The sequence below is a fragment of the Burkholderia guangdongensis genome (assembly GCF_013403875.1).
Taxonomy (GTDB): domain Bacteria; phylum Pseudomonadota; class Gammaproteobacteria; order Burkholderiales; family Burkholderiaceae; genus Burkholderia; species Burkholderia guangdongensis.
Genome location: NZ_JACBNX010000023.1, coordinates 26,223 through 38,701, shown reverse-complemented (window position 1 = coordinate 38,701; position 12,479 = coordinate 26,223). Strand labels below are relative to the sequence as shown.

Genomic DNA, 12,479 nt, shown 5'->3' with positions numbered 1-12,479 from the left:
TAATTTCCGTATATCGATATGAAAAATTGTGATTTGTGACATAAACTATCCGGCACGCCGATAATTTGCAGCCATGACCCCGGATCAACTGATAACTTTCGCGGCCGTCGCCGAGCATCTGAACATCAGTCATGCGGCGCTCGCGCTGCATCTGTCGCAGCCGGCCGTGTCGGGCCAGCTTCGCCAGCTTCAGGACGAGTTCGGCGAGCCGCTGTATCAGCGCGACGGCCGCGGCGTGCGCCTGACGCCGGTCGGCGAGCAGCTCGCGCAGTACGCGCGGGTGCTGCGCGAAACCTACGCGCAGGCGCGCGCGTATCGCGACGCGGTGCGCGGGCTCGACGCGGGCACGCTGCGCATCGGCGCGAGCACCACGCCGGCCAGCTATCTGCTGCCGTACCTGATCGCCGCGTTCCAGCCGGTCGCGCCGCGCGTCGCGATCCAGACGATGAGCGGGAATACGTCCGAAGTCGTCGCCGCGCTGCCGTCGCTCGACATCGCGCTGATCGAAGGGCCGGCCGGCGCCGCGCTGCCGCCCGGCACCGCGGTGCATCCGTGGCATGAGGACGAGATCGTCGCGATCGTGCCGGTCGGCCATCCGCTCGCGGCGCCGGCCGGCGCGGCCGGGCTGACGCCCGACTCGCTCGCCGCGTATCCGCTCGTGCTGCGCGAGGCGGGTTCGGGCGTGCGCCAGCTCGTCGAGCTCGCGTTTGCGCAGGCCGGCGCGCCGATGCGCGTCGCGCTCGAGATCGCCGGCGTCGAGGCGGTGAAGGAGGCGGTGCGGGCCGGGATGGGCGTCGGCTTCGTGTCCGCGATGTCGCTGCGCCACGACGACGCCGCGCTCGCGATGCGCGCGTTCGCGCCCGCGCCGCTCACGCGGCATTTCTCGATCCTCGTCCCGCATGGCGGCGCGCCGTCGCGCGTCGCCGCGCGCTTCCTCGACATGTGCATGTCGCAGCCGGCGCCGTGACGCGCGCCGCGCCGGCACTCAGCCGGTCTTGACGCGTCGCCGCGCGGCCGGACCTGTCGCGGCGACGCGCAGGCTGCCGACTGCCGGCGGTTTTCACGGGCTAGGGATTTCCTCTATGGCGTAGGGTTCTTTCGAAGCGCACCATGCGTTTCATCTGAATGGAACCGGTTCCAATCCGGGAAAAAGGGCAGAAATGGCAGACATCGTGATCGTGGCGAGCGCGTTCGGCATCGACCGGGTGCGGCGGGAAGGGCACCTCGGATGCGTCGGGACGGCCGCGTCGTCCGGCGCGGCCGGATTCGAGGTGCGGCGCGAGCTGTTCGCGAGCGAGCAGGACGCGTCGGCCGACGCGCTCGCGGCGCTCGGCCGCGCGCTGGCCGACGCCGGGCTGTGGTCGGTCTACTCGACGCCCGCGACGCTTTATACCGACGCCGGCGCACTCGACGCCGCCGCGCTGACGAGCGCGCTAGCCGAAGCCGACGCGCTCGGCGCGCGCTTCGTGAAATTCCAGCTCGGCGGTTTCGCCGGCGACGCGCACGCGGACACGCTCGTCGCGCTGTCGCGTGGCGCCCGGGCGCGCGTGCTGGTCGAGAACGGCCAGCTCGCGCTCGGCGGCTCGCTCGCGCAGTTTCGCGCGCTGTTCGCCGCGCTCGACGCGGCGGGCGCCGCCGGCGCGCTCGGCATGACGTTCGACATCGGCAACTGGCAGTGGCCCGGTGAAGCGCCGCTCGACGCCGCGCTCGCGCTCGCGCCGTACGTCGAATACATCCACTGCAAGGCCGTCGAAGGCAGCGGCGCGCGGATGTTCGCGGTCGCACCCGCCCCGCGCGATCCGCTCGTCGCCGCGGTGCTCGCGCAACTGCCGCACGACGTGCCGCGCGGCATCGAATTTCCGCTCGACGCCGCCGATTGCGCGGGCGACGCGCGCGATCGCGTCGCGTGGCTCGAAGCCGCCTGATGGACGGGAACAGCGGGACAAGCAGCGGGACAAGCAGCGGGACAAACAGCGGGACAAACAGCACGAAGGATCCGGAGGAGCACACCCCCATGACCAGGCAACTCGATGTCGTTACCTACGGCGAAGCGATGGCGATGTTCGTCGCGACCGCGCCGGGCCCGCTCGCCGAGGCGACCCAGTTCACGCGCCGGATCGCGGGCGCGGACCTGAACGTCGCGACCGGCCTCGCGCGCCTCGGCTTCAACGTCGGCTGGATGAGCCGCGTCGGACGCGATTCGTTCGGCCGCTACGTGCTCGACACGCTCGCGCACGAAGGGATCGACGCGTCGTGCGTGACGATCGACGATCGTCATCCGACCGGCTTCCAGCTGAAGTCGCGCAACGACGACGGCAGCGACCCGACCGTCGAATATTTCCGCAAGGGCTCGGCCGCGAGCCACCTGTCGCGCGACGATTACGTCGCCGATTACGTGCTCGGCGCGCGCCATCTGCATCTGACCGGCATCGCGCCGGCAATCTCCGCGTCGTCGTGCGAGCTCGCGTTCCATCTCGCGACCGAGATGCGCGCGGCCGGCCGGACGATCACGTTCGATCCGAACCTGCGCCCGACGCTGTGGCCGTCGGCCGACGCGATGGCGCGCACGCTGAACGCACTCGCCGCGTTCGCCGACTGGGTGCTGCCGGGCCTCGCGGAAGGCCGCCAGCTGACCGGCCGCGACACGCCGGCCGACATCGCGGCGTTCTACCTCGATCAGGGCGCGCGCGGCGTCGTGATCAAGCTCGGCGCGGCCGGCGCGTACTTCCGCACGGCCGACGGCCGCGAAGGCACGATCGTGGGCGAGCGCGTCGAGCGCGTCATCGACACGGTCGGCGCCGGCGACGGCTTCGCGGTCGGCGTGATCAGCGCGCTGCTCGAACGCAAGCCGGTCGAGCACGCGGTCGCGCGCGGCAACCGGATCGGCGCGCTCGCGATCCAGGTGATCGGCGACTCGGAAGGGCTGCCGACCCGCGCGGCGCTCGACCGGCTCGAAGGAACCGCCGCCGCACCCCATACCATGCCGAACATCGCGCTGGATATCGTGCATTAAGCCGTGCATTAAGCACCAGGAGACACACCACCATGGCAGCCAATCTCGCAGTACGACGCTGGTGGACGATCATGCCGATCGTCTTCATCACCTACAGCCTCGCCTATCTCGATCGCGCGAACTACGGGTTCGCGGCGGCGGCGGGGATCAACCAGGATCTCGGGATCAGCAAGGGACTGTCGTCGCTGATCGGCGCGCTGTTCTTCCTCGGCTACTTCTTCTTCCAGATTCCAGGCGCGATTTACGCGGAGCGCCGCAGCGTGAAGAAGCTCGTGTTCTGGAGCCTCGTGCTGTGGGGCGGCTGCGCGGCGCTGACCGGCATCGTCAGCAACATCCCGTCGCTGATGGTGATCCGCTTCATGCTCGGCGTCGTCGAGGCGGCGGTGATGCCCGCGATGCTGATCTACATCAGCAACTGGTTCACGAAGCGCGAGCGCTCGCGCGCGAACACGTTCCTGATCCTCGGCAATCCGGTCACCGTGCTGTGGATGTCGGTCGTGTCCGGCTATCTCGTGCACTCGTTCGGCTGGCGCCACATGTTCATCGCGGAAGGCGTGCCGGCGATCGTCTGGGCCGTCTGCTGGTGGTGCCTCGTGCAGGACAAGCCCGCGCAGTCGACCTGGCTCACCGATCAGGAAAAGCGCGACCTCGACGCCGCGCTCGTCGCCGAACAGGCGGCGATCAAGCCGATGCGCAACTATGGCGAGGCGTTCCGCTCGCCGGCCGTCGTCAAGCTGTGCGCGCAATACTTCTGCTGGAGCATCGGCGTGTACGGCTTCGTGCTGTGGCTGCCGTCGATCGTGAAGAACGGCTCGTCGCTCGGGATGGTCGAGACCGGCTGGCTGTCCGCGCTGCCGTACCTCGCGGCGACGATCATGATGCTCGTCGCGTCGTGGGCGTCGGACAAGGTCGGCTCGCGCCGCGGCTTCGTGTGGCCGTTCCTGCTCGTCGGCGCGGCCGCGTTCGCGGCGTCGTACGCGCTCGGCTCGACGCACTTCTGGATCTCGTACGCGCTGCTCGTCGTCGCGGGCGCCGCGATGTACGCGCCGTACGGCCCGTTCTTCGCGATCGTGCCGGAGCTGCTGCCGAAGAACGTCGCGGGCGGCGCGATGGCGCTGATCAACGGGATGGGCGCACTCGGCTCGTTCGTCGGCTCGTACGTGGTCGGCTATCTGAACGGCGCGACCGGCTCGCCGACCGCGTCGTATGCGTTCATGAGCGCCGCGCTCGTCGCGTCGGTCGTGCTCACGCTGTCCGTCAAACCCCAGGCGCGCGATGCGCATCCGCTCGCCGCGCCGATCCATGGAAAATGAACGATGAAGCCTCGTATCGTCGCGTACAAGCCGCTGCCCGTTGACGTTCTCGCGTACCTGCGCGAGCACGCGGACGTCGTGCAGGCCGATGGCCCCGACGCGCTCGCCCAGGCGCTCGCCGACGCCGATGGCGCGATCGGCGCGAGCCTGAAGATTCCGCCGGCGCTGCTCGATCGCGCACCGCGCCTGAAGGCGTGGTCGACGATCTCGGTCGGCTACGACAACTTCGACGTCGCCGACCTGACGCGCCGCGGCATCGTGCTCGCGCACACGCCCGACGTGCTGACCGAATCGACGGCCGACACCGTGTTCTCGCTGATTCTCGCGTCCGCGCGGCGCGTCGTCGAGCTGGCCGAATGGGTGAGGGCGGGCCACTGGCAGCGCAGCATCGGCCCCGACCTGTACGGCACCGACGTGCAGGGCAAGACGATCGGGATCGTCGGCCTCGGCCGGATCGGCGCGGCGGTCGCGAGGCGCGCGGCGCTCGGCTTCCGGATGCGCGTGCTGTACACGAACCGTTCGGCGAACGTCGAAGCCGAAGCACAGTTCGCCGCGCGCCGCGTGACGCTCGACGAACTGCTCGCCGAGGCTGATTTCGTGTGCGTGCAGGTGCCGTTGTCGCCCGACACGCGCCACCTGATCGGCGCGCCGGCGTTCACGAAGATGAAGCCGGGCGCGATCCTGATTAATGCGTCGCGCGGGCCGGTCGTCGACGAGGCCGCGCTGATCGACGCGCTTGCCGCGGGCCGGATTCGCGGCGCCGGGCTCGACGTGTACGAGACGGAGCCGCTGTCGGCCGACTCGCCGCTGTTGCGGATGAAAAACGTCGTCGCGCTGCCGCATATCGGCTCGGCGACCCACGAGACGCGTCATGCGATGGCGCGCTGCGCGGCCGAGAATCTGGTCGGCGCGCTCGCGGGCACGCTGCGCGTGAACGTCGTGAATCCCGACGTGCTGACCGCGCGCGCGGGCTGACGCACCGGTGGAATGGGGACGGTGTAGAGCCGGCGGTCTTGGTGCGAGGCCGCCGGCTGCGTTATGATCGGCCGCGCGTCGCCGAACGCGCGGCCGCCCGGCGGCCGTCCGTTCGCCCGCGTAGACAGGAGACACCTACAGTTGGCTTTCGCATCGAACGACCAGAATCCGTCCGCTCGCCCGGCGCGGATCGTACGGCACGGGGCACGACAGTGACCGATCCGCACCCGTCCACGCCCCGTCCCGCGACGATCAGCGATGTCGCCCGCGAGGCCGGCACCGGCAAGACCAGCGTGTCGCGCTATCTGAACGGCGAGACGAACGTGCTGTCCGCGGATCTGCGCCAGCGGATCGAGGCGGCGATCGCACGCCTGAACTACCGGCCGAACCAGATGGCGCGCGGGTTGAAGCGCGGCCGCAACCGGCTGCTCGGCATGCTCGCGGCCGACCTGACCAATCCGTATACCGTCGAAGTGCTGCAGGGCGTCGAGGCCGCGTGCCACGCGCTCGGCTATATGCCGCTAATCTGCCACGCGGCGAACGAGGTCGAGATGGAGCGCCGCTATCTGCAGCTGCTGACGACCTATCGCGTCGAAGGCATGATCGTCAACGCGCTCGGCGCCGAGGAGGACGTGCTGCGCCCGCTGCGCGGCGGCGGCATTCCAGCCGTGCTCGTCGATCGCACGGTCGAGGGCTTCGAGGCCGACCTGATCGGCCTCGACAACGACGCGGCGATCGAAGCCGGTATCCGTCATCTGATCGAGTGCGGCTTCGCGTCGATCCATTTCGTCGTGCAGCCGTTCGAGCAGGTGAGCTCGCGCCGCCAGCGCGAGGCCGCGTTCCGCGCGATGCTCGCAACTGCGGGGCGGCCGGTGCCGCCGACCGTCGTGCTCGATACGACGGATGCGGCGGCGCTCGACGCCGCGCTCGCCGACGTCGACGCGCGGATCGACGCCGCGTTGCGCGCGGGCGGCCGCGCGGCGCTCTTTGCCGCGAACGCGCCCGTCGCGCTCGCGCTCGCGCGGCACCTGCACGCGCGCTTCGGCGCCGCATGGCAGACGCGCGCGGCGCTGCTGTCGATCGACGATCCCGAATGGGCGGAGCTGATCGGCATCACGACGATCCGCCAGCCGACCTACGACATCGGCTACAAGGCGGTCGAGTTCGTGCACGAGCGGATCGACGGCGCGGCCGGCGACGTGCGCGTCGCGCTGCTGCCGGGCGAGCTGATCGCGCGCGCGTCGACCGCGGGCTGAGTATCATCCGGGGCACGCACCGCGTCCGGTGCGCAGCCTCGAACAAGGAGTTTCATGATTGTCGCCCCCGTCACGCTGGTGGTGCTGATCGCCGCCACGCTGATCATCGCGCTGCTGCCGATCGTTCTGTTCCGTTTCCTGCGCAAGCCGCTCGCGCTTGACCGCCGAGACGCGATCGTCGGCATCGCGGTGTTCACGCTGTTCGCGATGATTCTCGAACGCGCGTTGCACGGTGTCGTGCTGAGCAGCGCGCCGGCTGGTGGCTGGCTTACGTATCCGGCCGCGTTCGTCGCGTACGGCGCGCTCGCGGCCGGCGTGTTCGAGGAGGTCGGCCGCTATCTCGGCCTGCGCTTCCTGACCCGCCGTTACGGCGCATCGTCCGGCGATGGCCGCGCGATCGGCTACGGGCTCGGCCACGGCGGCGTGGAGGCCTGGTTCGTCGGCGTGCTGGTGTGGGGGCAGTGGGCGTACCTCGCCTGGCTCGCGAACCGCGGCGAGCTCGACACGCAGCTCGCGAGCCTGCCGGATCAGGCGTTGCTGCGGATTCACGTGATGCTGTCGACGCTGTCGGTGCCGTCGATCGCGATGCTCGTGCTCGAGCGCGCGGCGGCGCTCGTGCTGCAGGTCGCGCTGTCGGTGCTGATGTGGCGCGGCGTGCGTGCCGGGTCGCGCGCGGTGCTGCCGCTCGCGATCGTGCTGCATGCGCTCGCGGACGTGCCCGCGATGCTCTATCAGATTCGCGCGGTGCCCGCCGCGTGGATCGAGGCGGTGTATTTCGTGCTGGCCGCGCTGCTGGTCGGTGTGCTCGTCAAGCTTTGCCGTCCGCCGCGCGCGGCGGCGTGACCGGAGAGTCGGGATGGAAGAGTACGAATACGCATGCCCGAGCGCCGAGTTCGACGCGCTCGCGCGCGTGATCAGCGATTTGTTCCCGGAGCAGACGCGCTTCGTGGAAGCGACTGACGACGCCGGCCGCTTCCTGTCCGTGCAGTGGCTCGCGATGCGTTTCGGATCGACGCCGAAGCGGATGACGCTCGACGTGCGAATCGCGCCGGCCGCATTCGCGCGTTACGTCGCGATGCGGCCCGCGCTGCGCGCGCGCAGCCATGCGGTGCTGCACGCTTACGTCGAGGCGATGCTCGGCTCGCTCGAGGAGCGGCATGCGAGCGGCGAGGCGGTGTCGCGCGATGCGGAGATCGCGCTCGGCGACGAGTTCGCGTGAGCGGCCCGCTCGCGACGGTGCGCGTCAGTCCGCGTCGCGATAGACCTGCGCGAAGCGCTGCGCCTGGACGACGCCGTAGTCGCCGGGCGCGTACTGCATCACCCAGTCGCCGGCCGCGCCGCGCAGCGTGTCGCCGCCGGCCGAGCGCGCGATCGAGAACGGCGCGTCCATCCGCTTCGCGAGCACGACCGCCGGACGGTTTCGGTATGCGCCCGGCGTGCCGTGCGCGAGCGCCGGATCGGCGGGCAGGTATTTCGCGTCGAAGCGCGCGCGCGACACGACCCAGCGGTCGCCGGTCGAGCCGGTGATCAGCGCGTCGCCGGCTACATAGCGGTTCAGGCCTTCGAGGCTCATCAGTTCGCCGTCGGCGGTCGCGAACGCGACCGTGACGGTTTCGTCCTTGACGACGCGCCGGGCCTGCGGATCGGAGCGGAGATCGAGTGGTGCGAGTTCGGGCATGGCGGTCGGAAGCGGGAAAAAGCGCGCGGAGGCAGGAAAAAAGTGAAAAAAAGCCGGAAAAGGCGCGATAGCTTAGCCCGAAAACGCGCCAGTGTGCAGACGCCGGGCGCGGCGGCGTGTTCGGCCGCCGCGCCCGGCGTCGTGATGTCGCGCGCCGCGCGAATGCCGCGTCAGTTCGCGGCGGCGCCGCTCGCGGCCGCGCCGGGCGCCGCCTTGTGCTTCGCCGGGCCGTGGTGATGCTCGGTGTGGCGCCAGTTGTTGAACGTCGAGTCGGCCAGCGCCTTCTGGTCGGCCGGGAAGCTCGTGTACAGCGGCTCGAACGCGTCCGCGAGCTTCTTCGCGCCGTCGGCGTTCGCTTGCGCGATCTCCGCGTACTGCTTCATGTCGTCGACGGCGGTGCCGCTCTTCGAGGCCATCCGCTCGCGGTAAAGGTGGCCCATCGTTTCGCCGTTCTCGCGCATCGTGTCGGCGAACGTCTTCCACTGCGGCTCCTGCGCCTGCGTGATCTTCAGGTGGCTGTGCAGATACGCGATGCGCTCCTCGATGCGCGCTTCGCGGCGCGCCGCGTGCTGCGTGGCCTGCTGCGCGGACGCGGCGGCCGGCGCGGCGGCGGACGCGGGCTGAGCAGACGTCGAGGTCTGGGCAAAGGCGCTGGCGGACAGCGCGAGCGCCGCGAGAGTGAGGGTGAGCGAGATTTTCTTCATGACGGCTCTCCGTGGTGAGGGACGCGAGCGGACGCGCCGGGCGCGCCTTTCGTTTCGCATGCCCCGATTAGTAGCACGTCTGGCCCGATTTCGGCGCGGATGCGACAACTGCTTACAACCGAAACGAATCGAAATCGCCGCGTTGGCGCCGTGTTGGGGGCTTCCTGGCGACGTCTCGGCGACGTTATGCCGCAGATCTGGCTGAGCTTCATCGTCGCGTGGGCGCTACGCATCGGCGATTGGGCGCGCGAACGTTCGGCGCTATCATCGCGACATTTCGATGACCACCCGCGCCATGCGTCCACCTCGCCTCGACCAACTCGACGACCTCGACCGCCAGCTCGTCGCGCTGCTGCAAGCCAATGCGCGCGCGAGCGTCGCGGATCTCGCGCGGCAGCTCGGCGTCGCGCGCACGACGGTCGTCGCGCGGATCGCGCGGCTCGAGCGCACGCAGGTGATCGCCGGCTACAGCGTGCGGCTCGGCCAGGACGTGCTCGATGCGAGCATCTATGCGTACGTCGGCATCATCCTCACGCCGAAGTTCGGGAAGGACGTGCTGCGCAGGCTCGACCGGATGCCCGAGGTGCAGCTCCTTTGCGCGGTCAGCGGCGAGTACGACTACGTCGCGTGGCTGCGCGCCGATTCGCCCGAGCGCCTGAACGATCTGCTCGACCAGATTGGCACGCTCGAAGGCGTCGAGCGCACGACGACGTCGATCATCCTCTCGAGGAAGATCGATCGCGGAACGATCGGCGGGTGAGGCGGGCAGCGCGGGATTCACCGGTACAGGCGGCCGGGTCGCACTGGATGCATTGAATGGAGCCGGATAGCCCCGAATAGCGCCGGGCTCAGCGTGGCGACGCCGGGCGGCGCGGCCGGCCGAGCGGAACGCGCACCGAGACCAGCAGGCCGCGTTGCGCGCGTTCGTCCGCATACGCCAGCTCGACGCCGGCGCCGATGCGCTGCGCGATCGTTCCGACGATCGACAGCCCCAGGCCCGAGCCGACCGTCTCGCTGCCGGGCACGCGATAGAACGGGTCGAACACGCGCGCGCGCTCGTGCGGCGCGATGCCGGGCCCGGTATCGGCGACGCTCAGCCGCGCGTGCGCGTCGCCGTCCGCGTGCACCGCGAGATCGACGCGGCCGCCGCGCGGCGTATAGCGGATCGCGTTGTCGACGAGATTCCGGATGAGCGCGATCAGCTCGACGTCGTCGACGCCGACCAGCAGGTCCGGTCCGTCCTCGACGCCGATGTCGATCTGCTTCGCGTCCGCGAGCGGGAACAGGTCTTCGAGCACGCGCCGAAACGCGATGCGCACCGATACGGCTTCGGCGGGCCGCGCCGGCACCGCCTGGATCCGCGCGAGCGCGAGCAACTGATCGAGCAGATGGCGGCTGCGCTCGAGCCCGCCGCGCAGCGTGGCGAGCCGCGTGCGCGCATCGGCGGGCAGGTCCGCGTCGCCGAGTCGCTCCGCCTGCAGCGAGATCGCGGTCAGCGGCGAGCGCAATTCGTGCGCGGCGTCGGCGACGAAGCGGCGCTGCGCGTCGACCGACTGCGCGACGCGCGCGAGCATCCGGTTGATCGCGACGACGAACGGCCGCACCTCGATCGGGATGCGATCGGTCCGCACCGGATGCAGATCGTGTTCGCCGCGCGCGTCGAGCTCGGCCGACAGCTCCGCGATCGGGCGAAACATCTTGCGCACGAGATCGGCGACGACGACGAGCAGGATCGGCACGAGGATCAGCAGCGGCAGCGCGGTTCGCCACGCGCTTTCGCGCGCGACGTCGTCGCGCACGCCCGCGTCCTGCGCGATCGCGATGCGCTCGCCGTTCGCGAGCGTGCGCACGAGCACGCGGACCGGTTCGCCGCCGGCCCGGAGCGTGTGCAGCCCGTCGGGCAGCGCCGCGGCCGCCGCGAGCCTCGCGTTGACGCTGACGTTGGCGCCGGCTCCGGCGTCAGCGCCAGCGCCAGCGCCAGCGCCAGCGGCCGGCTGGCCGCCGCGAGGCAGCGGCGCGACGATCAGCCGCGGCGCTTCGTCGCTTTCCTGCGCGCGGCCGGCGTCTGCCGGACGCGGCGCGGGAGAGACCGACGGCAAGGGCGACGGCAAGGGCGACCGCGCGCTCTGGCGATCGAGCAGCGTCGCGGTCTGGCGCAGCATGTCGTCCTGCAGTTCGTGCGCCTCGTCGTACGCGGACGAGAACGCGAACGCGGCCGCGGCCGTCGCGACGAACAGGATCGCGAGCGACAGCGCGACCGACAGGCGGAACTGGATCGATTCGTTCAGCCGCTTCTTGACACCATCCATCCGACTCCCCTGACGTTCTTGATGACCGCGCTGCCGAGCTTGCGACGCAGCGAATGGATCAGGAATTCGACTGCGTTGCTTTCGACTTCCTCGCCCCAGCCGTAGATGCGGTCCTCGAGCTCGCGCCGCGACAGGATCGCGCCGGGGCGCACGAGCAGCGCGCGCAGCAGCGAGAACTCGCGGTTCGACAATTGCACCGGCGCGCGTCCTTCGACCTCGGCCTCCCGCGTCGCCGGGTCGAGCGACACGACGCCGTTGCCGAGCACCGGCGCGGCCGAGCCCGCGCGACGCCGGATCGCGACGCGGATCCGCGCGAGCAGCTCGGCCATCTCGAACGGTTTCACGACGTAGTCGTCGGCGCCGCCGTCGAGGCCGCGCAGCCGGTCGTCGAGCCCGTCGCGCGCGGTGACGACGATGAGCGGCACCGTGCTGTCCTTCGCGCGGATGCCGGCCAGCACGTCGAGCCCGTCGCGGCCGGGCAGGCCGAGATCGAGCAGGATCAGGTCGTACTGCTGCGTGGCGAACGCGGTCGACGCGTGCGCGCCGTCCGTGACCCAGTCCGCCGCATACGACGCGTCCTTCAGCGCGGCGTGAACCGCTTCTCCGATCATCGGGTCGTCTTCGACGAGCAGAATCCGCATGCAGGCTCCGTTTGCGTGACGCTTGACGTGAGCCTATGCGATTCGCGGCGGCGCGTCACGCGTCACGCGTCGCCACGCTCAAGCGCCCGGACGCTGGCCGGCGACCCGGTCGAACGTATGCAGCAGATCGGTCATCGCGGCCGTGCAGTCGGCCTGCGTCGGATGATCGGCGCGCAGCGCGGCGAGCGCGCGATCGATCGATTTGTCGAGCACGTGCCAGTCGTCGGCCGCGCGCGGCTTCAGGCCGGCTTCGGCTTCGTCCCACGCGATTTCGAGATCCTTGATGCGCGTCTTTCCGCCGGCGAGGTCGCCCTTCGCGACGAGACCGGATACGTCAGACGCGATCGAGCGGAACTGCGACAGATTGCCGAGCTTCGACGCGCTCGTGGGCGTGCCGGCCTGAGTGGCGGATGCGGCGGACGTGGCAGACGTGGTCTGAGCGGCGCCGTCCGCGTGCTTCGAACAGCCGGCGGCGAGGCCGAGCGCGGCGCACGCGGACACCGCGACGAACAGGCGGGCAAACCGGCTGGAGAACGGGCTGAAAAACAGGCTGGAAAGCGGAGTCGTATTGAGCATGAGAGATCCTCGAT

Annotated in this window: 14 protein-coding genes; 9 read left to right on the top strand and 5 right to left on the bottom strand. The window is 70.3% G+C overall.

All coding sequences use genetic code 11. The features are described 5' to 3' along the window. Nucleotides 1–73 precede the first annotated feature (73 nt). From HZI36_RS21055 to HZI36_RS21020, 8 genes are all read left to right on the top strand, one after another. A complete protein-coding gene (locus tag HZI36_RS21055) occupies nucleotides 74–967 on the top strand; it encodes a LysR family transcriptional regulator (protein ID WP_179404601.1) in 894 nt (297 codons plus the stop codon). 193 nt (nucleotides 968–1,160) lie between these two features. Then, nucleotides 1,161–1,925, top strand: coding sequence for a TIM barrel protein (locus HZI36_RS21050; RefSeq protein WP_179404600.1), 765 nt, complete (start codon nucleotides 1,161–1,163; stop codon nucleotides 1,923–1,925). 89 nt (nucleotides 1,926–2,014) lie between these two features. Further along, complete coding sequence (locus HZI36_RS21045; protein ID WP_179404599.1) at nucleotides 2,015–3,013, top strand: sugar kinase; 999 nt, start codon at nucleotides 2,015–2,017, stop codon at nucleotides 3,011–3,013. Nucleotides 3,014–3,045: 32 nt separating this feature from the next. Further along, on the top strand, nucleotides 3,046–4,326 hold the full coding sequence (locus HZI36_RS21040) for an MFS transporter (protein WP_179404598.1): 1,281 nt from the start codon (nucleotides 3,046–3,048) through the stop codon (nucleotides 4,324–4,326). A 3-nt stretch (nucleotides 4,327–4,329) separates the two neighbouring features. Then, entirely contained in the window at nucleotides 4,330–5,301 is a 972-nt protein-coding gene (locus tag HZI36_RS21035) for a 2-hydroxyacid dehydrogenase (protein WP_179404597.1), read from the top strand. A gap of 212 nt (nucleotides 5,302–5,513) precedes the next feature. Then, the gene (locus HZI36_RS21030; protein WP_179404596.1) at nucleotides 5,514–6,557 is read left to right on the top strand and encodes a substrate-binding domain-containing protein; all 1,044 of its coding nucleotides are present in this window, start codon (nucleotides 5,514–5,516) and stop codon (nucleotides 6,555–6,557) included. 54 nt (nucleotides 6,558–6,611) lie between these two features. Beyond that, nucleotides 6,612–7,400 carry a YhfC family intramembrane metalloprotease gene (locus HZI36_RS21025; protein WP_179404595.1) on the top strand — a complete coding sequence of 263 codons (789 nt, stop codon included), beginning with the start codon at nucleotides 6,612–6,614 and terminating at the stop codon, nucleotides 7,398–7,400. A 13-nt stretch (nucleotides 7,401–7,413) separates the two neighbouring features. Beyond that, nucleotides 7,414–7,776 carry a DUF3022 domain-containing protein gene (locus tag HZI36_RS21020; RefSeq protein WP_179404594.1) on the top strand — a complete coding sequence of 121 codons (363 nt, stop codon included), beginning with the start codon at nucleotides 7,414–7,416 and terminating at the stop codon, nucleotides 7,774–7,776. Between the two features lie 24 nt (nucleotides 7,777–7,800). On the opposite strand, the gene HZI36_RS21015 is transcribed toward HZI36_RS21020, so the two are convergent. Both HZI36_RS21015 and HZI36_RS21010 read right to left on the bottom strand, forming a co-directional pair. After that, a complete protein-coding gene (locus HZI36_RS21015) occupies nucleotides 7,801–8,235 on the bottom strand; it encodes a PGDYG domain-containing protein (protein WP_179404593.1) in 435 nt (144 codons plus the stop codon). Between the two features lie 170 nt (nucleotides 8,236–8,405). Next, the gene (locus HZI36_RS21010; protein ID WP_179404592.1) at nucleotides 8,406–8,939 is read right to left on the bottom strand and encodes a Spy/CpxP family protein refolding chaperone; all 534 of its coding nucleotides are present in this window, start codon (nucleotides 8,937–8,939) and stop codon (nucleotides 8,406–8,408) included. 295 nt (nucleotides 8,940–9,234) lie between these two features. Here HZI36_RS21010 and HZI36_RS21005 point away from each other — a divergent pair, with 295 nt between their 5' ends. After that, a complete protein-coding gene (locus HZI36_RS21005; RefSeq protein ID WP_179404732.1) occupies nucleotides 9,235–9,699 on the top strand; it encodes an Lrp/AsnC family transcriptional regulator in 465 nt (154 codons plus the stop codon). An 88-nt stretch (nucleotides 9,700–9,787) separates the two neighbouring features. Here the strand turns inward: HZI36_RS21005 and HZI36_RS21000 are convergent, their stop codons facing one another. The 3 genes from HZI36_RS21000 to HZI36_RS20990 all read right to left on the bottom strand — a co-directional run bounded on the left by HZI36_RS21000 (nucleotide 9,788) and on the right by HZI36_RS20990 (nucleotide 12,465). Next, the gene (locus tag HZI36_RS21000; protein WP_179404591.1) at nucleotides 9,788–11,248 is read right to left on the bottom strand and encodes a sensor histidine kinase; all 1,461 of its coding nucleotides are present in this window, start codon (nucleotides 11,246–11,248) and stop codon (nucleotides 9,788–9,790) included. Beyond that, the gene (locus HZI36_RS20995; RefSeq protein WP_179404590.1) at nucleotides 11,224–11,889 is read right to left on the bottom strand and encodes a response regulator transcription factor; all 666 of its coding nucleotides are present in this window, start codon (nucleotides 11,887–11,889) and stop codon (nucleotides 11,224–11,226) included. Before HZI36_RS20995 ends, HZI36_RS21000 begins: the two co-directional genes overlap by 25 nt. 78 nt (nucleotides 11,890–11,967) lie before the next feature. Further along, on the bottom strand, nucleotides 11,968–12,465 hold the full coding sequence (locus tag HZI36_RS20990) for a hypothetical protein (RefSeq protein WP_246327164.1): 498 nt from the start codon (nucleotides 12,463–12,465) through the stop codon (nucleotides 11,968–11,970). Between the last annotated feature and the right edge of the window lie 14 nt (nucleotides 12,466–12,479).